The organism is Microbacterium oleivorans, assembly GCF_013389665.1.
Classification (GTDB): domain Bacteria; phylum Actinomycetota; class Actinomycetes; order Actinomycetales; family Microbacteriaceae; genus Microbacterium; species Microbacterium oleivorans_C.
The window spans coordinates 272,837-298,901 of the sequence record NZ_CP058316.1 but is presented as its reverse complement, the minus strand read 5'-3'; the positions used below and the strand labels follow the sequence as shown (position 1 = coordinate 298,901).

The window sequence follows — 26,065 nt, the reverse complement described above, 5'->3', positions numbered from 1 at the left end:
CCGGCGCGCTGAGCACGGCGGGATGAGGCGCCTGCGCCGCATCGCGATGCGGATCCCCACCGCGGCCGCGATCGCGCTGATCTACCTCGCCTCGCGCGCGCTGACCACCGGATGCCTCGTGGTCGCCGCCGCCCTCAGCGGCCCGCAGTCGCGGTTCGGAGCCGGCGCGACACTCGGATCGCTCACCATGGGGTGGGATGCGCAGTGGTATTGGCTCATCGCCTACAGCGGGTACCCCGCCCAGCTCCCGCTGGATGCGACGGGCCGGGTGGCCGAGAACGCCTGGGCGTTCATGCCGGTGTACCCGTGGATCTCCGACGCACTCGGACGCCTCGTCGGCGGGTACCCGGTGGCCGCGCCCGTCGTGTCGATCGTCGCGGGCTATCTCGCCTGCCTCGCGTTGAACGCCCTCCTGCGCGGCCGGATCGGCCGAGTGGCGGCTCTGTGGGCGGTCGTGTTCTTCGCCGCCGGGCCGATGGGCGCCCTCTTCCAGCTCGGCTACGCCGAGGCGCTCTTCCTCCTCTGGCTGATGCTCGGTCTCCTCGCCGTCGAACGACGGCGGTGGGGGTGGCTCTATCCGGTGATCCCGCTGATGGCCTTCACCCGCCCCGGTGTGCTGGCCTTCTCGCTGCTCCTGGCCCTCTACGGGATCTGGCGGTGGATGCGGCGCCGGCACGACCCGCTGCCGGCGCGGGAGATCGTCCACATCATCGTGAACGGTCTGCTCGCGGCGGTCTGCGGGCTCGCGTGGCCCGTGATCACGGCCCTGGTGACGGGTCGCACCGACGCGTATCTGCAGACCGAGCTCGCGTGGCGCCGATCGTGGCTCGGCGACCACGGCGGTTTCGTCCCGTTCGACGGATCGGTGCGCGCGGCGGCGATGTGGTTCGAGCTGTGGGGGTTGCCGGTCTGGCTCGGCCCGGTGGCCCTCGTCGCGGTCGTCGTCGGCGCGGCCCTCATGCTCGTCGTCGATCGCCGCGTCCGGCGGCTCGGCGTGCCCATCCGGCTCTGGGCGGCGAGCTATCTGCTGTACCTGGTCGCGGTGTTCTTCCCGCAGTCGAGTACGTTCCGGCTGCTGGTTCCGCTCTCGCCGCTGTGGGGCGCGGCCGCCGTCGCCCGTTCGCTGTGGTGGCGTCTCACGGTGCTGCTCCTCGGCGCCGGGGCGCAGTGGTGGTGGATCTACAACATGTATGCACTCGGGAACACCTTCGCTCAGGTTCCCTGAGGCGCGTGTCCGCGTTGTGCCCGCTGCGCACGATAAACTCTTCAGGTAGTCCTCATGACGAAAGGGAGCCGCGATGGCAGCCATGAAGCCGCGAACCGGAGACGGACCGATGGAGGCCGTGAAGGAGGGGCGCCTGATCATCGTGCGTGTCCCCCTCGAAGGCGGAGGGCGTCTGGTCGTCTCGGTCAATGATGAAGAGGCCAAGGAACTCCACAGCGTGCTGAGCGGGGTCGTGGGCGCCGCCTGACGAACCGCAGATGAGAACAGCCGGCCCCGCGGGGCCGGCTGTTCTCATCTGCGCGAGTGGTTCACGGCGCCGCGACGGTCGTCAGCTGCAGCAGTCCCTCGCCGACGATGGAGAGGGCTCCGAGCACGGCCGGCGAGGACTGCGTCTCGTGGATGAGTGATCGGTAGGCGCGCGTGACGTCGTCGCGCCGCACGGGGTCGGCCACCGCGCCGCCCGCCAGCACCCGTGGGACGAGCACCATGCCGCCGGGGCGCACCAGCCGGAGACCGTGCTCGACGTAATCGATCACGTTGTCGGCATCGGCGTCCACGAGGACGATGTCGTAGGACGCCTCGTTCATGCGGGGGAGCACGTCCGCGGCGCGGCCGGTGATGAATCGCGCACGTGCGGGCGGCACCTTCGCCTCGGCGAACGACTGGCGGGCCACCGCGAGGTGCTCGGGCTCGATGTCGATCGTCGTGAGCGTCGCGCGGGGCGAACCGTGGAGCAGCCACAGACCCGACACGCCGCCTCCGGTGCCGATCTCGACGATGTTCAGCGCGCCGGTGGCGGCCGCGAGCACCGCGCACTGCGCGCCGACGGGCGGGCTCACCGGCGCCGCGCCGATCTCGAGGGCGTGTGCACGAGCGCGAGCGATGTGCTCCGGTTCGACCGTCGCCTCCATCGCGAACCTGCGGATGGCTTCCTGATCGCCCATGTGCATTCCTCCTCTCGTCAGCGTACGCGTCACCACGGCCGCGGCCGTTGAGGCGCACGGGTAATCTGGGGTCATGTTCTTCGGCCTAGACGGCGACAAGCTGATCCTGATCGGCGTCGCCGCCGTGCTGCTGCTCGGGCCCGAGCGTCTCCCCAAGCTCGCCGAGATGCTCGCGCGGTTCACCGTGCGCGCTCGCGATTGGGTGAACGGTGCGAAGGACCGCGTCAAGGACGAGATGGGCGACGATTTCTCCGACGTCGAATGGCGCAAGCTCGACCCGCGGCAGTACGACCCGCGTCGCATCATCCGCGACGCCCTCCTCGAGGACGCGCCCGTGCCGACCGTCCGCGCCGCCGCGGCCGGCGCCGCATTGACGACGGCCGCCGCCGTCGGTATGGATGCCGCCGGCCAGCAGCACCTGCGCTTCGAGCGCGGCGCCGACGTGCCGTTCGACGAGGAAGCGACCTGATCAGCCGACGCGCAGCGGCAGGGCACGTCCGCTGAGGCCGCGGCCGTCGCGCACGAGGGCGTCGGCGATCTCGAGGACGGCCCGTGCCGCCGGGTCCTCGGGATGCGCCAGGACGACCGGGACACCCGCGTCGGCATCGGCCCGGAGAGCGGGGCTGAGCGGTACCGAGCCCAGCAGCGGCACCTCCTGACCGTCGGTCGAGAGGGCGGCGGCGACACGGCGTCCGCCGCCGCTGCCGAAGAGGTCGAGCTCGGTGCCGTCGGCGAGCACCATCGCCGACATGTTCTCCACCACGCCCGCCACGCGTTGTCCGGTCTGACGGGCCACGAGACCGCTGCGCACGGCGATGTCGGCGGCGGCATCCTGCGGCGTCGTGACGACGACCACATCGGCGCCCGGCAGAAGCTGACCGACCGAGATCGCGACGTCGCCGGTGCCCGGCGGCATGTCGATGAGGAGCACGTCGATGTCACCGAAGTAGACGTCGGTGAGGAACTGCGACACCGTCCGGTGCAGCATGGGGCCCCGCCACGCCACCGCGCCCGGGGTCTGCGAGCCGCGCGGGAGGAACATGCCGATCGAGATGGTCCGCACGTCGTGGGCGATGGGCGGGATCATGAGGCCGTCGATGCGCGTGGGCTGCGGTGGCAAGCCGTCCGCGTCGACGAGGCCCAGGAGGGCGGGGATGGAGAACCCGTGCACGTCGGCGTCGATGAGCCCCACGGCCAACCCGCGCCGCGCGAGCGCGACGGCGAGGTTGGCGGTGAGCGTGGATTTGCCCACGCCGCCCTTCCCGCTGGTGATGGCGATGACGCGGGTGAGGGATTCGGGCCCGAAGGGGTTTTCCCGCGACGCCCGTCCGCCGCGCAGACGTTGGGTCAGCGCCGCTCGCTCGGCCGCCGTCATGACGCCCACGGCGATCTCGACGTCGTCGATCCCGGGGGCCGACAGCGCCGCCGCGCGGACGTCGCTCTCGATGCGCGCGGCGGCGGGGCATCCCACGATCGTCAGCGCGATGCCCACGTGCGCCCGCCCGTCGACGACCGTGACGTCGCGGACCATGTCGAGCTCGCCCAGCGGGCGTCGCAGCTCAGGATCGCGGACCGCGGAGACGGCCGCGCGGACCGCCTCGGCAGTCATCGGGGGTCCGGCCGGTCGTCGGTGTCGAGGCGCTCGAGCGCGGTCTTCAGCTCGGTACGGAGCGTCTCCTTGGTCACCAGTCCGTCGGTGAGGTCGGAGATGGCCATGCGCAGCGCCACCACCTCGCGGGCGAGGTACTCCGTGTCGGCGAGGTTGCGCTCGGCGCGCTGCCGGTCCTGCTCGATCTGCACGCGGTCGCGGTCGTCCTGACGGTTCTGCGCGAGCAGGATGAGCGGTGCGGCGTAGGAGGCCTGGAGCGACAGCACGAGCGTCAGGGCGGTGAACCCGAGGTCCGCGGAGTCGAACTGGAACCGCTCGGGGGCCAGGGTGTTCCACGCGATCCAGACGACGCAGAACAGCGAGAGCATCGCGAGGAACTGGGGGGTGCCCATGGCGCGTGCGACCCATTCGGTGAACCGCCCGAAACGATCCCGCGAGGGCTGGGGGTTGCGCGCGCCGAGCACACCCGAACGACGCCCGCGAGGTGCCTCGAGCGAGACCTTCTTGGGGGAGCGGGCCATCATCGGCGCCCCCTCAGCGCGGCGGCCTGTTGCGGTTCGACGTCTTGGGAGCGCCAGTCGTCGGGCAGCAGGTGGTCGAGGACGTCGTCGACGCTCACCACGCCGACCAGTCGATGCGCCTGGTCGATGACGGGCACCGAGACGAGGTTGTAGCTGGCCAGCATGCGCGCGACCTCGGCCGCCGAAGAGGACGCGGCGACCGGCTCGACCGTGTCGTCGATGATCGCTCCGAGCCGCTCGTGCGGGGGGTAGCGGAGCATCCGCTGGAAGTGGACCGTTCCGAGCAGGCGACCGGTGGGCGTCTCGTACGGGGGCAGCGTCACGAAGACGGACGCGGCGAGTGCGGGGTGGAGCTCGTGGCGGCGGATCAGCGCCAGCGCCTCGGCCACGGTCGCCTCCGCCGACAGGACGATCGGGTCGCTCGTCATCAGACCGCCCGCGGTGTCGGGCCCGTACTCGAGGAGGGCACGGACGTCCTCCGCCTCCTCGGGTTCCATCAGCTCCAGCAGCTGCTCGATCCGGCGCTCGGGGAGCTGCCCGAGCAGATCGGCGGCGTCGTCGGGCTCCATCGCATCGAGGATGTCGGCGGCGCGCTCATCGCCGAGTCGCTCGAGGATGTGGACCTGCTCGTCCTCGGGCATCTCCTCGAGGGCGTCGGCGAGGCGCTCGTCCGGGAGCTCCTCAGCGACCTCGAGAAGCCGTTCGGCCGGGAGGTCGAGCAGGGTGTTCGCGAGATCGGCGGGCTTGAGCTCGGAGTACGTCGCGACCAGCTGTTCCGCGGACTGCGCCGCACCGGCGGTCTGATCCTCGCGGACGTCGCTCCACGCCGCGAACGTCGTGGGTCCCTTCGCGAAGGGCGACGCGCTGGTCTTGGGACGGCGCAGGAACAGCTGCCCGATGTCCCAGTCGCCGAGACGATTGCGCTCGATCGCGACGTCCTCGATGACCGCGGCGCCCGATCCGTCGCGCAGGTAGACGCGACGGCCCAGGAGCTCCGCCATGACACGGACCTCGCCGCCGCGCTGCTCGAACCGCCGGACGTTGATGAGGCCCGTCGTGATGACCTGTCCGGTCGCGATCGAGGTGACGCGGCCGATGGAGAGGAAGACGTGACGACGGCCGGGGATCTCCACCACCAGGCCGATCACGCGCGGCGGGTCGGACTTGCGGAAGATCACGACGACATCCCGCACCTTGCCCAGTCGGTCGCCAGCGGGATCGAAGACGACGCAGCCCACCAGGCGCGCCACGAAAACCCTCTGCGTACTCACCGCTCCAGCGTAGTCCGCGACCGGCGTGGTCGCCCGTGACAAGATGGGGGGATGAGCATGATGGGCGGAACACCCCCGGTCACGGGCGAGAAGGTCGCCGAGTTCGCATCCTACGAAGCCGCGCAGAAGGCGGTGTCGACGCTCATCTCCGCCGACATCCCGGCCCGCGAGATCGCCATCGTGGGTTTCGGACTGCGATCGGTCGAGACGGTGACGGGTCGGCTGGGATACGCCACCGCCGCACGGACCGGAGCGATCAACGGCATCCTGCTCGGGCTGATCTTCTCGCTGATCTTCGTCTTCGGCACCCCGGATGCCGCCATCCAGCTGTTCCTCGGCGTCATGCTCGTCGGCGTCGCCATCGGCATGATGATGAGCCTCGTCATGTTCGCGCTCGTCCGCCGGCGACGTGACTTCGCATCGGTCACTCAGGTGGTCGCCGACCACTACGAGGTGACCGTCCAGGCCGGCAGCATCCATCGGGCGCGCAGTGCGCTCGACGTCGCGCCCGCCCGGCCTGCCACGGCGCCTGCCGTTCCCGACGGACCGCCCCGGTACGGCGAGCGGATCGACCCGTCACCGGCGCCCTCGGCGGATCGTCCCGCGCCGGGCCCCGCCACCCCCGACACCGCACCCCTTCCGCCCGCGACCACCCCCGGCGCCGCGCAGCCGCCCGCCACGGGACCCGTCCCGGGGGGCGAGGCGCCGGGCCCGGAAGCCCCTGCCTCGAACGGCCCGCTGCCGGGGGCCGACGCCGGGCGATGATCGAGACGGTCGCCGTCGAGCTGGCCTCGGGGCCCGTGGCGGTGCGCCTGATCTGGGATCGATCCCCGCGACCGGATGCCGTCGTGATCCTCGCCCACGGTGCGGGAGCCGGCCCGGAGCATCCGTTCCTCGCGGGGTTCGCCGCGTCGGCTGCCCGCGGCGGCGTCGATGTCGTCCGATTCCCCTTCCCCTACGTCGTCGCCGGTCGGCGGATGCCAGGACCGGCAGCTCATGCCGTCGCCACCTGGGCCGCGGTCACGCAGGCGGTGGCGGCGGCGATGCCGGGGGTGCCGCTGGTGGCGGCGGGGAAGTCGTACGGTGGCCGGATGGCCTCGATGGCCGCGGCCGAAGGCGTCATCGAGCCCGCCGCGCTGGTCTACCTCGGTTACCCGCTGCACCCCCCGGGCCGCCCCGACCGGCCGCGGGCCGAGCACCTCCCGCGTATCGTCGCGCCGCAGCTGTTCGTCTCGGGCACGCTCGACCCGTTCGTCGATCCGCTGGTCGACCTCGACGCCGCCGTCAGCTCGTGCCGCGACGGTTCGCAGCTGCGGATCGAGGGAGCGCGACACTCGTTCGAGGTGGCGGGACCCCGCCTCGAGCCGGCGGTGATCGGGGCCGAGCTCGCGCCGGGAGTGCTGGCCTGGATTCGCGCGAGATCGATCGACTGATCAGCGCCCGGCGGCGTATCCCTGCAGGCCACGCGGGTTCGCAGCCGCCCACAGCGTGCCGCGTTCCCGATCGATCCCGACCGCCGAGAGGCGCCCGAGGCTCCAATCGCCCGCTCGGACGACGTCGTGTCCGCGGGCGGCGAGGTGCTCGATGACGTCGTCGCCGATGCGGCCCTCGACGACGACCCCTGCCGGGGTCCACGTGCGCGGCCAGAAGGAGTCGATCATGGCGATGGTGTGCAGCGTCGGCGCGTCGATGGCGGTCTGCGCATCCCAGCCGCCGACCAGCATGCGCAGCAGCATCGGCAGCTGCCACTGGTCCTGCTGGTCGCCGCCCGGGGTTCCGAGGGCGATGTCGGCGCGGTCCCCGGACATCACGAGCGTCGGCGACAGGGTCGTTCGCGGACGCGCGCCCGGACGCAGCGCTGCGGGCGAGGCCGGGTCCAGCCAGCACATCTGCAGGCGCGTGCCGAGCGCGAACCCGAGCTCGGGGATCGTGGGGGAGGACTGCAGCCATCCGCCCGACGGCGTGACCGCGACGATGTTGCCCCAACGATCCACGACGTCGATGTGGCACGTGTCGCCCCGGGTCCTGCCCGTGGGTGCGACGGTCGGCTCCCCGGTTCCCGCCGCCACCGTGCCGTCCGGCTCGCGCCGCGGCGGATGGTGCGCTGCCCGCCCACCGGGAGAGCCGGGCCGCCAGGTCCGCGATGCGCGCTCCTCGATCAGCGCGCGTCGGCTGGCGATGTAGTCGGGGGCGAGGAGATCGGCGATGTCCGCGCCGTCGCCGAAATGCCCGTCGCGGTCTGCCAGCGCGAGCTTCAGCGCCTCGAGGAGGGTATGGGCGCCGTCGCCCGTCCCGGGGTCGAGCATCTCGTCGGGCAGCGGATCGAGCATCGAGAGGGTCTGCAACAGCAGGGGGCCCTGCGTCCACGCGCCGGCCTTGACGATCGTCCTGCCACGGAAGCTGCAGGTGAGCGGTTCCTCGTAACCCGCCGAGAAGCCGGCGAAGTCGGCCTCGGCGATGATGCCGGCATGGTCGCCGCCGGTCGCGTGGCGATGCGGGCGAGCCGCGAACGCCGACGCGGCGCGCGCGACGAGGCCGGTCTTCCACTCCCGCCGAGCGGCCTCGATGCGGGAGGAGCGATCGGGCTGGTCCGCGCCCGCCGCGACGAGACCCTCGTAGATGCCTGCCAATGCCGGGTTGCGGTGCAGGTCGCCGGCGCGGGGCGGTGCCCCGTCTCGCAGCCACAGATCGGCGGAGGTCGGCCAAGACTGCGAGAAGAGGGAGGCGACCCGAGCGACCGTCGCCGCGGCGGCGGCCAGGAGCGGGTGCCCGTCGCGCGCGTAGCCGATGGCGTAGGCGAGCACCTCGGAGAGCTCCCACGTCCCGTAATCCCGCAGAAGCACGAGCCAGGCGTCGACGGCGCCCGGCACGGCGGCCGCGAGGGCGCCCGCGCCCGGCACGAGGTCGAGTCCCTCCGCGCGGAAGTGCTCGATGCTCGCGCCCGCCGGCGCGGGACCCTGCCCCATGAGGACACGGGGGTGCGCGTCTCGTGTGCCCTGGAACAGGCCGACGAGATCGCCACCCGGACCGTTGAGATGGGGTTCGACCACCTGCAGCACGAAGCCTCCGGCCACCACGGCGTCGAAGGCGTTGCCGCCGCGCTCGAGCACGGCCTGCGCCGAGGCCGTCGCGAGCCAGTGGGTCGAGGCGGCCATCCCGAACGTTCCGGTCAGCAGCGGTCGCGTGGCCGTGCCGGACGGCACCGGGAACGCGCCGGTCATGCGGTCGCGCGCGCGATCCACGCCTCGATCTCGTCGGCGGTGCGGGGGATGTCAGCCGACAGGTTCACCGGTCCGCTGTCGGTCATGAGGATGTCGTCCTCGATGCGCACGCCGATCCCGCGGTACTCCTCGGGAACGGTGAGGTCATCGATCTGGAAGTACAGGCCCGGTTCGATGGTGAAGACCATGCCCGGCTCCAGCAGCCCGTCGTAGTACATCTCGCGGCGGGCCTGAGCGCAGTCGTGCACGTCGATGCCGAGGTGGTGGCTCGTGCCGTGCACCATGTAGCGCCGGTGCTGTCCGCCCTGGTCGGCATCGAGCGCCTCCTCGGCCGACACCGGCAGCAGACCCCAGTCCGCGACGCGACGAGCGATGACACCCATCGCCGCTTCGTGGATGGAGCGGAAGGTCACGCCGGGGCGCGCGGCGGCGAACGCCGTATCGGCCGCCTCGCGGACCGTCTCGTAGATGCGCCGCTGGATGTCGGTGAACCGGCCCGAGACGGGGAGGGTGCGCGTGATGTCGGCGGTGTACAGGCTGTCGACCTCCACGCCGGCGTCGATGAGGATCAGATCGCCGGGCACGACGGGGCCGTCGTTGCGCGTCCAGTGAAGGTAGCAGGCGTGGGGCCCGGAGGCGGCGATGGTGTCGTATCCCACGCCGTTGCCGTCCGTTCGGGCGCGGAGGTGGAACACGCCTTCGACGGCGCGCTCTCCGCGGGGCGTGGCGATGATGGCGGGCATGTCGGCGACGATGTCGTCGAACCCACGGCCGGTGGCCGCGACGGCCAGATGCATCTGCTCGACCTCGTACGCGTCCTTCGTCAGGCGGAGCTCCGACACCGCGCGGGTCAGCTCGGCGTCGCTGTCGACGACGAGGTCGTCGGGTCGCAACTCCACGTCGGCCAGGTGGGCCGTGGCGATGCCGAGATCGGTCGCCACGGCCGCCAGGGCGGGCCGCGGGCCGATCCAGAACTCGCCCACGGCGGCATCGGCGTAGAACTCGGGCGTCGTGCGGTCGGCGCGATCCCGGAGGTAGAGGGTGACGTCATGTCCGTTCGATGTCGGTTCGAACACCAGCACCGAGTCGGGGACCGCGTCGCTTCCCCAGCCGGTGAGGTGGGAGAAGGCCGAATGGGCGCGGAAGGGGTAATCGGTGTCGTTGGAGCGCTGCTTCTGCGATCCGGCCGGGATCACCAGACGGCGGCCCGGGAACTCCGCCGAGAGGCGCGACCGCCGCGCCGCTGCGAAGGGTGCCTGGGCTCGAGGCTGCGGGACGGCCTCCTCGCGATCGGCCCACCCGTCGGAGATCGTCTCGAGGAAGCCGCGGGGGAACGGCTGCCGACGGTTGGTGTTCTCGGCCGGGGCATCGGCCACGGTCGCTTCGGCTCCGGACGTGTCGGTCTCGTTCGCGCTCATGGTTCCAGTCTCGCATCCACGACGCGCGGCGCGGCGGCGCTCAGCGGCGCGTGTACTGCACGACCAGCGGGCGGTGGTCGCTGCCGGACGCGTCGAGGGACGAGATCACGACCGATCCCGTCGGTTCCCAGCCGTCGGTGGCCATCACATGATCGATGGGTGCGCCCAGGGGTGCGGGAAGATCGGTCGGCCAGGTGCCGATGCCCCCGTTTCCGGTCAGCCGCGCCGCGTCGTGGCAGCGTCCCAGGTCGCCGCCGTCGACGCCGAGACGGGCCATGTGGTCGAGGGTGGCGTTGAAGTCCCCGGCCATGATGACGTCGTCGGCAGCGCACTGGTCGGCGAGCCACTGGAGATCGTTCCGCCAGCTGTCGGTCTCATCGGGCCGGGGAGCCACCGCGTGCACGGCGACCACGATCGGGCCGATGCCGTCCACGGGCATGGCGACGGCACTCGGCACGATCGTGGTGTTGCTGGTGCCGGCGGCTTCGGACTCGATCACGGCGTAGTCACCGAGCTCCGGCGAGATGAGCAGCGCCGTCGAGTTCGCGTCCCACGTGTCGGGGCCCTCGTAGCGGTCGACGTGCGCCCACATCGGGTGCCCCCGCTCTCCCATCGCCACCGCCACGGCGCGACCGGTCTCCATCGTGGTCTCGGGCAGCGCGACGATGTCGGCCTGCATGGCCACCGCCGTCTCGGCGATGGTGTCGGCATCGGTCGCGGGGCCGGCGGTGTTCCAGGTCATGACGCGGATGCTGTCGGCGCTCTTGTCGGGCAGGGTCTCGGTGCCGAGGCCGCGCACCGCCAGGATGCCCGCGCCCGCCCCGGCCGCGGCCAGCGAGAAGAGCGCGATCCACAGGCAGAATCCGCGGATGCGGCGACCCAGCGAGAAGAGGAGGGCGACGATCGCGATCGCGACGAAGCCGCCCACCACCAAGGGGCGCAGCGACACCAACTGGGCGAAGGGGAGCTCGCGCTCGAGGCGAAGCAGCTGCGGCCACGTGACGACGGCCGCCGCGGCCGCGAAGAGTGCGGCGACGAGGGCTCCGATCACGCGCATCACGCCACGACTCTAAGAGACCGAGCCTGGACGATCGCCGGGCGCGGCTACGCTGTCGTGAATGGGAACGTCCACCGGTCAGCGCACCTTCAGCGGGCCGAGCGACCTCCACCTGCATTCGCTGCGCTCCGACGGCACCGAGCCGCCCTCGGCGGTCGTCCAGGCCGCCCATCGGCACGGGTTGCGCACCATCGCGCTCACCGATCACGACACGACGTCCGGGTGGGCCGAGGCCGCCGAGGCGTCGGTCTCACTGGGGATGACGCTGATCCCCGGCATGGAGCTGAGCGCCCGCCACGAGTGGCGCACGGTGCACCTCCTGGCCTATCTTTTCGACCCGGAGCACCCACGGCTGCGGGCCGAGATGGAGCGCATCCGGGAGGACCGGGTGGGGCGCGCCGAACGGATCGTGCGCAGCATCGCCCGCCAGCACGATCTGACCTGGGACGACGTCGTGGCGCAGACCGGCACCGGTGCCACCGTCGGGCGCCCGCACATCGCCGACGCGCTGGTGGCGCGTGGACTGGCGGCCGATCGGGCGGAGGCGTTCGCAGGCATCCTGCATCCGAGCCAGGGGCACTTCTCGCCCCACTACGCACCCGATCCGTTCACGGCCGTCTCGCTCGTCGTCGCGGCCGGTGGCGTGCCCGTGCTCGCCCACCCCTCGCCGAGCGGGCGGGAGCGGATGATGGCCCCCGCCGTGCTGCGGGAGCTGGTCGCCAATGGCCTCGCCGGGTTCGAGATCGGACACCGGGAGAACACCGAGGACGGAAAGCGGGTTCTGCGCGCGTTGGCGGCCGATCTCGATCTCATCGTCACCGGCTCGAGCGACTACCACGGGCTCGGCAAGCCCAATCAGCCGGGAGAGAACACGACCACCGACGAGATGGTCGCACGCATCATCGCCCGTGGGACCGGAACGGCGCCCGTCTACGCGTAGACGGACGCCGTTGGCGGATACGGCGGATCAGCCGACCGTCGGCGCGGCACCGCTGCCCGAAGCGGGACGACGGCGTCGACGTCGACGCGGCGAGGTCTTCCCGTCGCGGTGCTCGGCGCCCCCGCCGTCATGGGTGCCGCGGCCCTCGGCCGCGCTCTCGGCGGGGGTCGCGGCGTCCGTGGTCGTGGACCCGCCCGCGGTGGTCTCGTCGCCGGCACCGCCGCGCGAGCGGCGCCGGCGCGGGCGCTTGGCGTCGGCGTCAGCGGCGTCCGGGGAGACCGTCTTGACGCTCTGGGTCGTCGGGAGCTTGCGCAACCGGCCCTTGGTGCCGGCCGGGATGTCGAGGTCCTCGAAGAGGTGGGGGCTCGAGGAGTAGGTCTCGACGGGCTCGGGCTGCCCGAACTCCAGCGCCCGGTTGATGAGCGCCCACTTGTGCAGGTCGTCCCAGTCCACGAAGGTGACGGCGATGCCGGTGCGACCCGCTCGGCCGGTGCGGCCGGCGCGGTGCAGGTACGCCTTGTCGTCGTCGGGGATCGTGTGGTTGATGACATGGGTCACATCGTCGACGTCGATGCCGCGGGCGGCGACGTCGGTGGCGATGAGGACGTCCTTCTTGCCGGCCTTGAACCCGGCCATCGAACGCTCGCGTGCCTCCTGGCTCATGTCGCCGTGCACGGCGCCGGCGTTGAAGCCGCGGTCGCTGAGCTCGTCGACGAGCTTCTGGGCGGCGCGCTTGGTGCGCGTGAAGATGACGGTCTTGCCGCGTCCCTCGGCCTGCAGGATGCGGGCGATGATCTCGTCCTTGTCGAGCGAGTGGGCCCGGTAGACGAGGTGCTTGATGTTCGCCTGCGTCAGACCCTCATCGGGGTCGGTGGCGCGGATGTGGATGGGGTTCGACATGAACCGGCGTGCGAGGGCGACGATCGGTCCGGGCATCGTCGCCGAGTAGAGCATCGTGTGGCGCACCGGAGCGACCTTCTGGAAGATCTTCTCGATGTCGGGCAGGAAGCCCAGGTCGAGCATCTTGTCGGCCTCGTCGAGCACGACCTCGGTCGCGTTGGAGAGGTCGAGCAGGCGCTGGCCGGCCAGGTCGATGAGGCGACCGGGGGTTCCCACCACGATCTGCGCGCCTGCTTTGAGCTGGTCGATCTGGCCTTCGTACGCCTTGCCGCCGTAGATCGCGACGACGCTCGTGGAGCGGTTGCGGGTGAGCATGTCCATGTCCTCGAAGACCTGGACGGCGAGCTCGCGCGTGGGCACGACGATGAGGGCCTTCACCCCGGGGCTCGGATCGAGGCCGAGACGCTGGACGACGGGGATGCCGAAGCCGAAGGTCTTGCCGGTGCCGGTCTTCGCCTGGCCGATGATGTCCTGGCCGGGGAGGCCGAGGGGGATGGTCTGCTCCTGGATGGGGAACGCGTCGACGATGCCTTTGGCGGCGAGAGCGTCGATGATGTCCTGATCGACCCCGAGGTCTGCGAATGTGGTCATGGATGACATGCCTGTCTGGCGGTGAGAAGCCGCCGGGTGTACGGGTCCACGCCCTTCACTCAGCCACAGGCGCGGGGCCCCGGTCCGATGCCGGGGCGCATCCAGCCTAGCGCGACCCTAGGCTGGACCCGTGGTGACCTGGTTCTTCAAGCGCAAGCGCCCCGTCGGTCGCACTCTGCGGCTGCGCTCCCGGGGCGATTACGGCGACGTCCGCCGGGTCGACTTCGAGGAGCTCGCGCCCGACGTCGACACCTTCCTCGGGCAGGCGGCTTATCTGCAGCTCGGCTACTTCGAGACGCTCAGCGATCTGATCGCCGCCACGCCGGAGCTGTCGCAGAAGGAGTCGCTCTCGCTCGCGGCGGGCACGGCGCTGCTGAAGCACCGCGAGCTCGTGGGTGTCATCCGCGACCGCGGTGCCGATCCGCTCGAGCTCATGCTCCCGTTCCGCGAGCCGCTGGACGCCTTCCGTCGTGCGACGCACGGGGCGCGGCCGCTCGAGACGATGCTCTCGGTGCATCTGACGGCGGGCATGCTCGACGACTTCTACCTGGCCCTGTCGGCGAGCTACGGCGACACCGGACGGCAGGTCGCGGTCATCCTGCGCGCACACGACGACCGCAGCGCGTTGGTGCGCATCATCACCGAGGCCATCGCGTCGGACGAGCAGTGGCGGAGCCTGCTGTCGCTGTGGGGGCGGCGGCTGGTGGGCGACACACTGCTCATCGCTCGGGCGGCTCTTCGTTCGACGTCGCTCGAACCGGCGAACGAGAAGCGCGTCGAACCCACCTACGCCGATGTCATGGCGGCGCACTCCCGGCGGATGGCCGCGATGGGTCTGGAGGCCTGAGGCCCCGGGGAGCGGATGTCAGCCGATCCGCAGCCGCTGCCGCTCCCGCTCATCGCGAGCAGCCCGTGCGCGCGTGAGGACCGACAGGACGACGGGGGTGACGATCGCGGGTGCCGCGATCGCCGTCACCCAGATGGCGGGGTCCGCGACGCCGAGTCCGGCCCACGTCAGCGCCGCCCATCCCGCTGCCGCCACCAGCGCCCCCAGCACGGGTGCCAGGACAGCCCCGCGGGACTCCCGTCCGCGCACGAGCATCTCGGCGGCGAGGCCGATCGCGGCGCCGAAGATGAGCGCCAGCAGGATCTGCACGATCAGGCCACGAAGCCCACACGCCGAGTCTGGTCGGTGCCGACCTCGACGAAGGCGATGCCCGCCGTGGGGATGATGTAGGCGCTGCCCTTGGCGTCGGTGAGCTCGACGAAGGCCGAACCGGAGGTGAGAGCCTCGGAGATCTTGTCGCGGACCGCGTCAGCGGGGTCGTTCGACTCGAGGCTGAGCTCACGGCCGGTGTTCGCGATGCCGATACGGATCTCCACGGATTCTTCCTCCTCCGCGACCCGTGTCTCGGGCGCTCCTCGACTCTACGACACCGTTCCGGGCCGGACGCGGGCACCGTCACGCCCTGGGCGAACGCGTGTCGGCGGGGGCGGTTACCGTGGAGCAATGGGTCCGGTCTCGGAGGACATCGTCCTCGATGCAGCGCAGTCGCGCGTGGTGGACCTTCCCGCCGAGGCGAGCGCGGTCGTCGTCGGAGCGCCCGGCACCGGCAAATCGGTCGCCATCGTGCAGCGCGTGCGCGCCCTCGTCCGCGGCGGCGTGTCGCCCGACGAGCTCGTCGTGCTGACGGCGACGCGTCAGGCCGCGACGAGCCTGCGCGACGAGCTGGGTCTCGCGGTAGGCGTGGCCACGGCCGGGCCGCTGGCGCGGTCCGTGCCGGCATTCGCCTTCCAGATCGTCCGGACGGAGGCCGTCCGGCGCGGCGCCGAACCGCCGCGGCTGCTGACCGGCGCCGACGAGGACGCGCTCGTGCGCGACCTGCTCGACGGCGACGCGGAGGACGAGCGCACCGGTTCGTCGCGCTGGCCGGAGTGGCTGCCGGCGGGCGTGCGCGACACGCGCGGCTTCCGAGCCGAGCTGCGGGCCTTCATCGCCGAGTGCACGGCGCTCGGCGTCGGCCCGCAGACGCTCGGCGAGCGCGCGCGACGCGAAGGCCGCGAGGCCTGGGCGGCCGCGGCATCCTTCCTCGCGGAGTACGACGCCGTGCGCGACGCGATGCGCTCACCCCACCGCGATGCTGCGGGCCTCGTGAGCGAGGCGGCCGCGATCGTGTCGGCACGGGGCCTGCCGGGGTTGCGCGTCGTCATCGTCGACGATGCGCAGGAACTGACCCGAGGCGGAGTCGAGCTGCTCGAGGCGTGCCGCGACCGCGGCGTGGCCGTGCTCGCGTTCGGCGATCCCGACGTCGGCTCGGGGGCCTTCCGCGGTGCGGCGCCCGAGAACTTCGCCCGGCTCGCGTCGGGCGTCGAGCTGCACGTGCTCGACACCGCTCATCGAGCAGACGGTGCGCATGCCGATCTCGTCTCGGCGGTGACCGCGCGCATCGGTGCGATCGGGGTGGTGGCGCACCGGCGGCCGCCCCGCACGACCGGGGCGGCGCGTTCCGAGCGGGTGCGGGCTCTGGTGCTCCGTTCGCGGTCGGAGGAGTACGACACGATCGCGCGCCTCCTGCGAGAGCGCCACGTGCACCATGCCGTGCCCTGGGAGCAGTGCGCCGTCATCGCCCACGACAGTCGGCAGGTCACCGCCCTTGAGGCGGAGCTCGCCGCGCGCGAGGTCCCGACCGTCACCTCGGGCACCGGCACGGCACTGCGCGATTCCGCCGTCGTGCGCGACCTCCTCCGCCTCATCGACCTCGCCGGCCGCCCCCACGACTCCTGGGAGCGCGATGAGATCGTCGACGCCCTCAGCGGTGCCGGGCTCGACGCCGTGGACCAGCGCCGGCTGCGCTCGGCGCTCCGGCACGGGAGCGCAGACGGCGACGGCGTCGCCGTCTCGCCGTGGGAGACGCTGCGCTCGGCGATGGCGCACCCCGCCGAGTTCGCGCTGCTCGACCTTCGCGAGGCCCGGCGCGCCGCCCGAGTGGGTGAGACCCTCGCCGCCGTGCAGGCCCTCATCGCCGACGGCGCGACCGCCCACGAGCTCCTCTGGGCCGCCTGGGAGGGCTCGGGCCGCGAGCGGAGTCTACGAGAGGGCGCCCGGGGCCACGGGCCGCTCGCCGCGCAGGCCGGCCGCGACCTGGATGCCGTCGTCGCGCTCTTCCAGTCCGCGAAGCGCCACGGCGAGCGTGAGGACGGCACGACGCCGTCGGCGTTCCTCCGCGGCATCCTCGACGCCGACGTCGGCGACGACCGATTCGTGGCACCGCCCTCGAGCGGCGCGGTGCGCGTGCTGACGCCCGCCGCCGCGCTGGGGACGGAGTTCGACACGGTGGTCGTCGCGGGTGTCCAGGACGGCGTCTGGCCGAACCTCCGCGTCCGTGGCAGCCTGCTCGAGACGTGGCGGCTGTCGTACGAAGGCGACGACGCGGCCGAGGCGCTCGACCGCCGCCGGTCGGTGCTCCACGACGAGCTGCGGCTGTTCGCTCGGGCCGTATCGCGCTCCCGCGACCGGCTCGTGGTGACGGCGGTCGACGACGACGACACCGGTCCGAGCCCCTTCTTCGAGATGCTTCCCGATCCCGAGGGCGCACCCTCCGAGGCCGCGCACCCGCTCACCCTGCGGGGTCTGGTCGCGCAGCACCGCCGCACGCTCACCGACCCCCGCTCGACGGACACGGCCCGCCGCACGGCGTCGGAGCAGCTGGTGCTGCTCGCCGAAGCGGGGGTGGCGGGCGCTGATCCCGATCAGTGGTTCGGTGTGCGCGAGCCCACGAGCACCGCGCCCCTCCGCGATCGCGACACCGAGAGCATCCGGGTCTCTCCCTCGCGCCTGGAGACCCTCGAGGAGTGTCAGCTCAACTGGGTCATCGGCGACCTCGGCGGTGATTCCGGCAGCGCCACGGCCGGCATCGGCACGATCGTGCACAGCGCGCTCGAGGTAGCCCGGCCCGACGAGGCTGCGCTGTGGGAGGCGGTCGAGGCACGATGGGGTGAGCTCGAGTTCGAGTCGGCATGGCGCGACCGGGCCGAGCGAACGCGCGCCCGCGACCTCGTCCGCCGGCTCGCGCGCTACCTCCACGACTTCGAGCGCGACGGCGGCCGGCTGCTCGACGCCGAGCCGCGCTTCGAGGTCGAGCTCGCGCGCGACGACGCCGCGGGCCGGATCGTCGTCAGCGGCGCGGTGGACCGGGTCGAGCTCCGCGGTGACGGGTCGGTCGTGATCGTCGACCTCAAGACCGGCAAGCGCGAGCCGCAGACCGACCGCTCGGTGACGACCCACGCCCAGCTCGCCGCGTACCAGCTCGCGCACGAGCACGGGGCGATCCCCGCCGCGGCCGGTCGCCCGGCCGGTGGCGCGATGCTCCTGGTGCTGCGTCCGACGGCGACGACGAAGGACTACGCCGCCCCCCGGCAGCCGCCGTTCGACGACGAGTCGCGGGCGGCGTTCGTCGCTCGTGTCCACGAGGCGGCGCGCGTGATGGGCGGGCGGGAGTTCTCGGCGCCCTTCGAGGAGCACTGCCGCGACGACCACTCGTTCGGCCTGTGCCGCATCCACACGATCGCCCCGGTGAGCGCCACGTGATCGTGTCACCGGCCGCCCTCGCCGCGGCGCTCGGGCAGTTCCCGCCGACCCCCGAGCAGAGCGCCGTCATCGGCGCGCCCCTCGAGCCCGCGCTGGTGGTCGCGGGCGCAGGCAGCGGCAAGACCGAGACGATGGCGGGCCGCGTGGTCTGGCTGGTGGCGAACGGGCTCGTCCCCCGCGAGGGCATCCTGGGTCTCACCTTCACCCGCAAGGCAGCCGGCGAGCTCGACGAGCGCATCCGGCGCCGCCTCGACCGGCTGGCCGAGTTCGAGGACGCGGGGCTCGTGCCGCACCTGGATGCGCTGCACGCACGCGGAGCGCTCGACGTGTTCGGCGAGTTGGAGCGGGGGGCCGGCGCGCCGCGGGCATCACGTTCCGAGGCGATCGAGCGCGCGCGATCGGACACCCGAGCCGAGGCGGCCGGATCCCGTGCCGACACGCTTCTGGAGCGTCCGACCGTCTCGACCTACAACAGCTTCGCGGACGGCATCGTGCGCGAGAACGCCGTGCGCATCGGCCGCGACCCGGAGTCCGCCGTCCTCAGCGAATCGGCGGCGTGGCTGCTGATGCGCCGCGTCGTGCTCGATTCCGACGACGAACGTCTCGAGAGGCGCGAGAACGCCGTGCGCACCATCATCGACGGGGCCCTGCGCATCGCACGCGACGGGGTGGACAACCTCGTCGACTTCGACGATCTCGAGCGCTTCGGCGAGGCGTTCCGCGACGTCCTGGAGCGGCCTTCGACGCGAGCCGGCACGTCGGTCTACGTCGACGTGGCCCGCGCGGCGGAGAACGTCGGGGCCCTTCCGCTCCTGGCCGACCTCGCCCGCGAGTACCAGCGCCGGAAGGCGCGTCTGGGCGTCATCGACTTCGCCGACCAGGTCGCCGGGGCGCTGACGGTGATCCGGCGACATCCCCAGGTGGGCGCCGAGCTGCGAGCCCGGTACCCGGTGGTCCTGCTGGACGAGTACCAGGACACCTCCGTGGTGCAGACCGAGCTGCTCGCCTCGATCTTCGCCGACACGGCGGCGATGGCCGTGGGGGACCCGCACCAGTCGATCTACGGCTGGCGCGGAGCCAGCGCCGGCAACCTCGGCGACTTCGCGGGCGCGTTCGCGCCCGGGGGCCGCTCCGGTCAGTACTCCCTCGCCACGAGCTGGCGCAACAGCGGCCGCATCCTCCAGGCGGCCAACGCCGTGCTCGAGCCCCTGGCGAGCCGGTCACCGGTGCCGGTGGACGAGCTCCGCCCGCGCCCGGGCGCCCCGGCGGGCATCGTGGATCTGGCCTTCGACGTCGACCTCGACGCCGAGACCGAACGGGTCGCCGCGTGGTTCGCACGGGTGCGCGCCGAACGCCGGGCGCGCGGCGCGACCACGAGCGCCGCCATCCTGCTGCGGAGCAAGAAGCACATGACCCGCTTCGCCGATGCGCTCGGGCGCCGCGGCATCCCGCATCGGATCCTCGGCCTGGGCGGACTGCTCAGCACACCGGAGGTGGTCGACGTCGTCTCGGTGCTGCGGGTGATCAGCGATCCGACCGCGGGGTCGGCGCTGCTGCGATTGCTGTCGGGGCCGCGCTGGGCGGTCGGGCTGCGCGATCTGCGCTCGCTCGCCGAGCTCGCGCGCCGTCTGGCGCGCTCGGACGCCGCTCTGCAGCCGCTGCCCCCCGCCCTGGCCGGCGGCGACGAACGGGCCTCCCTGATCGACGCGCTGGACTTCGTGCTGCGGGTCCCCGCCGACCACGGCTGGCTTGCCGGATTCTCCGAGGCGGCGCGCGACCGGCTCCGCGAGGCCGCCGCCGTGTTCGCGGGGCTCCGCCGGGCCGCGGCGATGCCCATCCCGGAACTGGTGCGGCTCATCGAGGCGGAACTGCGCCTCGACATCGAGCTGGCCGCGAACGAGAGCCGCGGCCCGGCCCGAGTCGCCTCCGACCAGCTGCGGGCCTTCGTCGACGAGCTGCAGGGCTTTCTGGCCACCGATGAGTCCGGGTCCCTCCCGAGCCTGCTGGCCTGGCTCGATCACGCCGAGCGGCAGGACGAGTTCGCGCCGCGGACCGAGCCTCCCGAAGACGACGTCGTGCAGATCCTCACCATCCACGGGTCCAAAGGACTCGAGTGGGATGCCGTCGCGGTGGGGCGCGTGGTGGCCGACGAGCTCCCGGCGCGTGCCCGCGACAAACAGGGCTGGCTCGGTTTCGGCGTGCTGCCGTACGGGTTCCGCGGCGACGCGCCCTGGCTGCCGCGGTTCGGATGGGAGGCGCACCTCGCTCCCACGCAGCAGGATCTCAAGGCCGCCCTCGCCCGCTTCGCCGACGACAACGCCGATCGTCAGCGCGACGAGGAGCGGCGGCTCGCCTACGTCGCCGTCACCCGCGCCCGCGACGCGCTGCTCCTGTGCGGCGCGTCGTGGTCGGGCACCCGCAACCCGCGCGGACCCAGCCCGTTCCTCCTCGAGGTCGCCGGGGCGCTCGGACAGCAGCTCGCCGACATCGATCCCGGCGAGAACCCCTACCTCGAACGGCGGCAGGTGCTGTCGTGGCCGCTCGACCCGCTCGGCGCGCGCCGCGACGGCGTCGAGCTCGCCGCACGGTCGGTTCGAGAAGCCGCAGCCTCGGACGTCCGAGCCGAGCCGAGCCGCGACCTCGCCCTTCTCCTCGCCGAGCAGGCGGAGCGTCGCGGCTCGATCGCGCCGGCGGCGCCCACCCGCATCCCCGCGTCGCGGTTCAAGGACTTCGCGGCCGACTACGCAGCCGCCGCCGAGCTCACGCTGCGGCCCCTGCCCGAGCGTCCCCACCGCGAGACCCGACTGGGCACCCGGTTCCACACCTGGGTCGAACAGCGGTCGGGCCTGACGCCGCGCGGACCGCAGCCCGACGCTGCGCTCTGGGACCTCGACGACGACGCCGAGGGCGGGGATGCGACACCGGAGGCCGATCTGCGCCGCCTGCAGGACAATTTCCTCCGGTCCGAGTGGGGCGCGCTCCAGCCGATCGAGGTCGAGACGGAGATCGACTTCGCCGACGACACGCTGCTCGCGGACGGCCGGTCCCACGTGATCATCTGCAAACTCGACGCCGTCTACCGCCGCGCCGACCGTGGTGGGCGCATCGAGATCGTCGACTGGAAGACGGGTCGACCGCCCCGCACACTCGCCGAGCGTGAGGAGCGGATGCTGCAGCTGCAGCTGTATCGGCGGGCCTACGCGGCCCGACACGGCATCGCTCGATCCGAGATCGACGTTGCCCTGTACTACGTCGGCGACGACCTCGTCCTGCGTGGCTGAGCGCAGCGACAGGCGGCCGCCGGCGACGGTTCAGTCGGTGCCGGCCCACCGTCGCAGCGCGTTGCGCGCGGACTCGGAGTGCTCGGGGTCCTGCTCCGCGGCGTCGTCGTCGTGCGCGACCGAGCCGGCGGCGTCGCGCGCGACGGGCCCCGTCGCACCCGGCCCGGCCTCGCGGCGACGATCGCTCGACGCGCCCTCGGGAGTCCAATCCGACAGGTCGATGGGGATCGTCTCGATGTCGGCCTGCTCGGCAGCATCCTGATCGGCGAGGTAGGCGGCGAGGACCGCGGGGTCGTAGGTGTCGGTCTGCATCGACGTGTCACCCGGGGTGGTGGCGGTCGCCGGGGTGCGCCCGAGCATCTCGAGGGCGTCGTCGACGGAGCTGTGATCGTCGGTGAGGAGCGGCTCGTCGCGCACGCCGTCGTCGAGGGCCGTCAGGAGGGCGACGGCGTCGTCGACGACACGCGACGCACCCGTCTCGTGACCGTGGGCGAGCCAGCGCGCGAACTCGAGCTCGGCGTAGAGGCGCGCGCGGGCGGCGAGTTCGGCGTCGGGCGTGTGGTGCGCCGCCGCCGCGTAGGCATCGAGCACATCGTCGCGCGCGTCGGGCGCCGACGCGAGCCATCGGAGGTCTTCCGCCGGGTCGCCGACTCCGAGACCGTGCCATGCCAGCAGGCCCGTGACGGTCGGACCGGCCGAGGTGTCGGTCAGGACGAATCGGCTCGGGTCGACCCCGCCGAGGGTCACCGTCGTCTCGAACCGCCAGAGACGATCGGCAGCGAGAGCGGTGCTCCATCGCCGCAGCAGCCCGAACGGGAGCGCCCCGGTGGCCTCAGCGCGGTCGAGCAGCCGTTCCGCGTCCGCGCGCACCTCGCCACTGGTCCGCGTGCGCAGCCCGGCATTGCGGGCGACATCGGCGGGCAGACCGTGCACTCGGGCGATCGCTGCTCCCAGCGACCACGCCACACCACGGCCGGCGGGGATGTGCGCGGCCTCGACGCGGTATCCGGGAACGAACTCCTGCACCACCGCGATGAACGCATCGATGCGGGCGGTGCCGAGCACGGTGGGGGCGGCGAAGGGGAGCAGGGCTCGAACGCCGGGGGTCAGTGCGCGCAGCGCACGGGTGTCGGCGACCAGCTCGCGGTCGGCATCGGGGTCGTTCGGGACGCGGACGACCACCCGACGGCCGTCGTCCAGTGTCACCAGCGCGCTGTCGTAGCGACCGTCTGCACCCTCGGTGAGATCCGCGGCTCCGACGACGGCGGCACCGGGGAGAGCCGAGCTGACGGACGCGGCTAGAGTGAAGGGAGAGCGAGCCATGCCATCAGGGTAGGTCGGGCGGCGGCGCAGGCCGACGCGCCACGCCCGCGAGAGAGGTCCCCGACATGCGATTGCAGCCGCCGGCTCTTGCCCGGTCCTCCTTCGACACCGCAGCCGCCGAGCGCGCGTCGGAGGATCTGATCCCGCGCCTCCGGGCGGACGCGGGCACCCGTGTCCTGGTCATCCGCGGGGATCGCGCCGAGATCACCGGAGATCGGCTCCGGTGGCGGACCCCGGACGAGGCGGCCGCGGTCGCGGGCACCGCCGAATGGGGCTTCCTCGGACGTGCCGGCGACGGCTCGGCGCGGTTGGTGGCCGCCTCCGTGCCTGCCGCCGCCGGCGACGATGCGGTCGATGACGACGGCTGGGCATCGCTGCGGATGGCCGGCGGCGACCTCGTCGACGAGGACGCCGGGGCCTTCGTGACCGCCGTCGCGCTCGGACGGTGGTTCGCCGACTTCCGGTTCTGCCCCCGGTGCGGAGCCCCCGCGCCGCTGCGCTCGGCCGGTTGGTCGCGTTCGTGCACGGGTTGCGGACGGGAGCAGTTCCCTCGCACCGACCCGGCCGTCATCGTGGCCGTGCGCGACGTACGGAACGAGCGGATCCTCCTCGGACAGAACGCTTCGTGGGCCGCCCACAACCGGTTCTCGACATTCGCGGGGTTCGTCGAGGCGGGGGAGTCGCTCGAGACCGCCATTCGTCGCGAGGTGGCCGAAGAGGCCGGGGTGGTCGTGGACGACCTCGAGTACCGCGGATCGCAGGGATGGCCGTATCCGCGTTCGCTGATGCTCGGGTTCCACGCGGTCGCCGCAGACGCGCCCGCCGCCCGCCCGGACGGCGAGGAGATCGTCGCGGTGCGCTGGTTCACACGCGACGAGATCGTCAGCTCCTTGGCCGGAACCGGGCCGGTATCGCTGCCGGGGACGGCCTCGATCGCGCACCGTCTCATCGCCGACTGGTGCGGGGAGCACGCGTGACCGACCCGTTGGCGGGGCTGGATGAGCAGCAGCGCGAGGCCGCCTCGGCGCTGCGTGGTCCGGTGTGCGTGCTCGCGGGCGCCGGGTCGGGCAAGACGCGGGTGATCACCCATCGCATCGCGCACGGCGTCGACACGGGCGCCTACTCGCCCGGTCGGGTCATGGCCGTGACGTTCACGGCGAAAGCCGCCGGCGAGATGCGGGGGCGCCTGCGCGCCCTGGGCGTCGGCGGTGTCGCGGCGCGGACCTTCCACGCCGCGGCCCTGTCGCAGCTGAACTACTTCTGGCCGCAGATCGCCGGCGACACGGCGCCCACCATCCTCGACAGCAAGGTGCGCCTGCTGGCCCAGGCCGCCGACGAGATCGGGGTCAACCCGGATCCGTCGGTGCTGCGGGACGTGGCGACACGCATCGAATGGCGCAAGATCACGATGCGATCCATCGAGCAGTACGCGCAGGACCGGCCGGAGGGCGTCGGCATGCTCTCGCTCGATGCGGTGGTCGCTCTCCAGCGCTCGTACGAGCGGCTCAAGGACGAGCGTCGCCAGCTCGATTTCGAGGACGTGCTGCTGGCCTGCGCCGGGATGCTCGAGGCCGAGCCGCGCGTCGCCGCCGAGGTGCGCGAGCAGTACCGCCACTTCACCGTCGACGAGTTCCAGGACGTCTCTCCGATCCAGCACCGCCTGCTGGAGCTCTGGCTCGGCGACCGGCACGACCTGTGCGTGGTGGGCGACGCGAGCCAGACCATCTACTCGTTCGCCGGCGCCGACCCGCGCTACCTGCTGGATTTCGGCGTGCGGCATCCGGATGCGCGCGTCCTTCGCCTCGAGCGCAACTACCGATCCGAGGCCACGGTCGTGGCCGTGGCCAACGAGCTCATGCGCGGCCGGCCCGGAGCCCTCGAGCTCGCGGCCCAGCGCGCGACACCCGATCACCCGCGTCCGACCCTCCGCGAGTACCCCGACGATGCCGCCGAGGCGGACGGCGTCGCCGGAGCGATCGCCGACCAGCTCGCGGCGGGCGCCGATCCCCGAGAGATCGCCGTGCTCTACCGGGCCAACGCGCAGTCGGCGCCGCTGCTGGCCGCTCTCGCGCGCCGAGGGATCGCCGCGTCGGTGCTCGGGGGCACGCGGTACTTCGACATCCCCGAGGTTCGGCAGGCGGTCATGGCACTGCGCGGTGCCGCCGTGGCCCCGTCGTCGGGCGACCTGGTCTCGGACGTGCGGGCTGTGCTGCACTCGCTGGGACTCAGCGACGAGCCCCCGGCCGCAGGCGGCCCGCTGCGTGACGCGTGGGAGGCACGAGCCGCGCTGCTGCGCCTCGCCGAGGAGGCGGCTCCGGGCACGAGCATGCGCTCGTTCACCGATGATCTGCAGGCGCGGGCGAAGGATCAGCACGAGGTGGCCACGCGCACGGTGACCCTCTCGACTCTCCACGCGGCCAAGGGCCTCGAATGGCCCCACGTGCATCTCGTCGGACTCGCCGAGGGTCTCCTCCCGATCTCGTATGCGACCACGTTCGAGCAGGTGGACGAGGAGCGCCGTCTGGCTTACGTCGGCATCACGCGGTCTGCGCGGACGCTCTCGCTGTCGTGGGCCCGTGGATCGGGGCGGTACGAGCGGCAGGTGTCGCGCTTCGTCCGGGAGATCGGCACCAGCACGCTGGATGCGGCTCGTGCACGTGCCACCTCGGCTCGACGTTCGACGACCGCAGCGTCGCCGAGCGCGTCCGCGCCTGCACGGGTTCGCTGACCAGGCCGACCGCGAGGCCCACCGCAGCGGTCACCAGCGCCCGATCGCTCGGCGGCGCCGGCCGCGCGATCAGCTGCGCGGCGATGATCGGCCAGTCCGGGTCGGCCTCGCGCAGATGCGCGTGCCGACAGGCCTGACACGGGGTCAGGCCGGGCACGACCAGAGGACCGACCGTGATGCGGTCGCCGCCGAGCTCGATCGCCAGATGGGGCCTCCCGGCAGAAACCAGCGCCGCCGCCCGGCGCGGCTCGACCAGATGCGCGGCCACGAGGAGGACGACAGGCCCCGCCCCACCCGGCTCACCCGCCCTACGCGGCTCGTCCGCGGCGTCGTCGAGCACGTCGTCGCCGACACCCGCGGCGCGCAGAGCCGCACGCACGACGCCGCGGTCGTCGTCCCCGACCCCGGCGCCGAACCGCACGGCGAACGCCGAGGGTGAGGGCGAGGC

General features: G+C 72.7%; 22 protein-coding genes. 11 read left to right on the top strand and 11 right to left on the bottom strand.

Going from position 1 to position 26,065, the window contains the following annotated elements:
• The first annotated feature begins 22 nt into the window (after positions 1 to 22).
• Both HW566_RS01495 and HW566_RS01490 read left to right on the top strand, forming a co-directional pair.
• Entirely contained in the window at positions 23 to 1,225 is a 1,203-nt protein-coding gene (locus HW566_RS01495) for a hypothetical protein (protein WP_178009777.1), read from the top strand.
• Between the two features lie 73 nt (positions 1,226 to 1,298).
• A complete protein-coding gene (locus HW566_RS01490; RefSeq protein WP_023950528.1) occupies positions 1,299 to 1,472 on the top strand; it encodes a DUF3117 domain-containing protein in 174 nt (57 codons plus the stop codon).
• 61 nt (positions 1,473 to 1,533) lie between these two features.
• Here the strand turns inward: HW566_RS01490 and HW566_RS01485 are convergent, their stop codons facing one another.
• On the bottom strand, positions 1,534 to 2,169 hold the full coding sequence (locus tag HW566_RS01485) for an O-methyltransferase (protein WP_178009776.1): 636 nt from the start codon (positions 2,167 to 2,169) through the stop codon (positions 1,534 to 1,536).
• 73 nt (positions 2,170 to 2,242) lie between these two features.
• On the opposite strand from HW566_RS01485, the gene HW566_RS01480 reads away from it, so the two are divergent.
• Complete coding sequence (locus HW566_RS01480) at positions 2,243 to 2,638, top strand: Sec-independent protein translocase TatB (RefSeq protein WP_256728812.1); 396 nt, start codon at positions 2,243 to 2,245, stop codon at positions 2,636 to 2,638.
• Here HW566_RS01480 and HW566_RS01475 read toward each other — a convergent pair whose 3' ends face one another.
• From HW566_RS01475 to HW566_RS01465, 3 genes are read right to left on the bottom strand one after another with little or no spacing between them, the layout of a single operon-like run.
• Positions 2,639 to 3,778 (bottom strand): Mrp/NBP35 family ATP-binding protein, encoded by a 1,140-nt coding sequence (locus HW566_RS01475; protein ID WP_178009774.1) that lies wholly within the window; start codon positions 3,776 to 3,778, stop codon positions 2,639 to 2,641.
• Positions 3,775 to 4,299, bottom strand: a complete 525-nt coding sequence (locus HW566_RS01470; RefSeq protein ID WP_178014581.1) for a DUF1003 domain-containing protein — start codon at positions 4,297 to 4,299, stop codon at positions 3,775 to 3,777. The genes HW566_RS01475 and HW566_RS01470 overlap by 4 nt, the downstream gene beginning before the upstream one ends.
• Positions 4,299 to 5,570, bottom strand: a complete 1,272-nt coding sequence (locus tag HW566_RS01465; protein ID WP_178009772.1) for a magnesium transporter MgtE N-terminal domain-containing protein — start codon at positions 5,568 to 5,570, stop codon at positions 4,299 to 4,301. The genes HW566_RS01470 and HW566_RS01465 overlap by 1 nt, the downstream gene beginning before the upstream one ends.
• 51 nt (positions 5,571 to 5,621) lie before the next feature.
• On the opposite strand from HW566_RS01465, the gene HW566_RS01460 reads away from it, so the two are divergent.
• Together HW566_RS01460 and HW566_RS01455 are read left to right on the top strand one after the other, a co-directional pair.
• A complete protein-coding gene (locus HW566_RS01460; protein ID WP_178009770.1) occupies positions 5,622 to 6,335 on the top strand; it encodes a general stress protein in 714 nt (237 codons plus the stop codon).
• Positions 6,332 to 7,003: an alpha/beta hydrolase family protein gene (locus HW566_RS01455; protein ID WP_178009768.1), complete on the top strand. Its 672-nt coding sequence runs from the start codon at positions 6,332 to 6,334 to the stop codon at positions 7,001 to 7,003. Before HW566_RS01460 ends, HW566_RS01455 begins: the two co-directional genes overlap by 4 nt.
• Here HW566_RS01455 and HW566_RS01450 read toward each other — a convergent pair whose 3' ends face one another.
• Genes HW566_RS01450 through HW566_RS01440 form a run of 3 tightly spaced genes read right to left on the bottom strand, consistent with a single transcriptional unit; the run spans position 7,004 to position 11,269 of the window.
• On the bottom strand, positions 7,004 to 8,791 hold the full coding sequence (locus HW566_RS01450; protein ID WP_178014579.1) for a gamma-glutamyltransferase family protein: 1,788 nt from the start codon (positions 8,789 to 8,791) through the stop codon (positions 7,004 to 7,006).
• Positions 8,788 to 10,209: an aminopeptidase P family protein gene (locus tag HW566_RS01445; RefSeq protein ID WP_178009767.1), complete on the bottom strand. Its 1,422-nt coding sequence runs from the start codon at positions 10,207 to 10,209 to the stop codon at positions 8,788 to 8,790. The genes HW566_RS01450 and HW566_RS01445 overlap by 4 nt, the downstream gene beginning before the upstream one ends.
• Positions 10,210 to 10,249: 40 nt before the next feature.
• Entirely contained in the window at positions 10,250 to 11,269 is a 1,020-nt protein-coding gene (locus HW566_RS01440) for an endonuclease/exonuclease/phosphatase family protein (RefSeq protein WP_178009765.1), read from the bottom strand.
• Positions 11,270 to 11,327: 58 nt separating this feature from the next.
• On the opposite strand from HW566_RS01440, the gene HW566_RS01435 reads away from it, so the two are divergent.
• On the top strand, positions 11,328 to 12,206 hold the full coding sequence (locus HW566_RS01435) for a PHP domain-containing protein (protein WP_178009763.1): 879 nt from the start codon (positions 11,328 to 11,330) through the stop codon (positions 12,204 to 12,206).
• A 27-nt stretch (positions 12,207 to 12,233) separates the two neighbouring features.
• Here HW566_RS01435 and HW566_RS01430 read toward each other — a convergent pair whose 3' ends face one another.
• Positions 12,234 to 13,697: a DEAD/DEAH box helicase gene (locus tag HW566_RS01430; RefSeq protein WP_178009761.1), complete on the bottom strand. Its 1,464-nt coding sequence runs from the start codon at positions 13,695 to 13,697 to the stop codon at positions 12,234 to 12,236.
• A gap of 130 nt (positions 13,698 to 13,827) precedes the next feature.
• Here HW566_RS01430 and HW566_RS01425 point away from each other — a divergent pair, with 130 nt between their 5' ends.
• Entirely contained in the window at positions 13,828 to 14,544 is a 717-nt protein-coding gene (locus HW566_RS01425) for a ferritin-like fold-containing protein (protein ID WP_178009759.1), read from the top strand.
• Between the two features lie 18 nt (positions 14,545 to 14,562).
• On the opposite strand, the gene HW566_RS01420 is transcribed toward HW566_RS01425, so the two are convergent.
• Together HW566_RS01420 and HW566_RS01415 are read right to left on the bottom strand one after the other, a co-directional pair.
• Positions 14,563 to 14,853: a hypothetical protein gene (locus tag HW566_RS01420; protein WP_178009758.1), complete on the bottom strand. Its 291-nt coding sequence runs from the start codon at positions 14,851 to 14,853 to the stop codon at positions 14,563 to 14,565.
• A 2-nt stretch (positions 14,854 to 14,855) separates the two neighbouring features.
• On the bottom strand, positions 14,856 to 15,080 hold the full coding sequence (locus HW566_RS01415; protein WP_178009756.1) for a DUF3107 domain-containing protein: 225 nt from the start codon (positions 15,078 to 15,080) through the stop codon (positions 14,856 to 14,858).
• A gap of 127 nt (positions 15,081 to 15,207) precedes the next feature.
• On the opposite strand from HW566_RS01415, the gene HW566_RS01410 reads away from it, so the two are divergent.
• The gene (locus HW566_RS01410; RefSeq protein ID WP_178009754.1) at positions 15,208 to 18,285 is read left to right on the top strand and encodes an ATP-dependent helicase; all 3,078 of its coding nucleotides are present in this window, start codon (positions 15,208 to 15,210) and stop codon (positions 18,283 to 18,285) included.
• Positions 18,282 to 21,566: an ATP-dependent DNA helicase gene (locus HW566_RS01405; RefSeq protein ID WP_178009753.1), complete on the top strand. Its 3,285-nt coding sequence runs from the start codon at positions 18,282 to 18,284 to the stop codon at positions 21,564 to 21,566. The genes HW566_RS01410 and HW566_RS01405 overlap by 4 nt, the downstream gene beginning before the upstream one ends.
• A 30-nt stretch (positions 21,567 to 21,596) precedes the next feature.
• Here the strand turns inward: HW566_RS01405 and HW566_RS01400 are convergent, their stop codons facing one another.
• Complete coding sequence (locus tag HW566_RS01400; protein ID WP_178009751.1) at positions 21,597 to 22,889, bottom strand: aminoglycoside phosphotransferase; 1,293 nt, start codon at positions 22,887 to 22,889, stop codon at positions 21,597 to 21,599.
• 65 nt (positions 22,890 to 22,954) lie between these two features.
• Here HW566_RS01400 and nudC point away from each other — a divergent pair, with 65 nt between their 5' ends.
• Positions 22,955 to 23,866 (top strand): NAD(+) diphosphatase, encoded by a 912-nt coding sequence (gene nudC, locus HW566_RS01395; protein WP_178009749.1) that lies wholly within the window; start codon positions 22,955 to 22,957, stop codon positions 23,864 to 23,866.
• Complete coding sequence (locus HW566_RS01390) at positions 23,863 to 25,617, top strand: ATP-dependent helicase (protein ID WP_178009747.1); 1,755 nt, start codon at positions 23,863 to 23,865, stop codon at positions 25,615 to 25,617. Before nudC ends, HW566_RS01390 begins: the two co-directional genes overlap by 4 nt.
• The last annotated feature ends 448 nt before the right edge of the window (positions 25,618 to 26,065 follow it).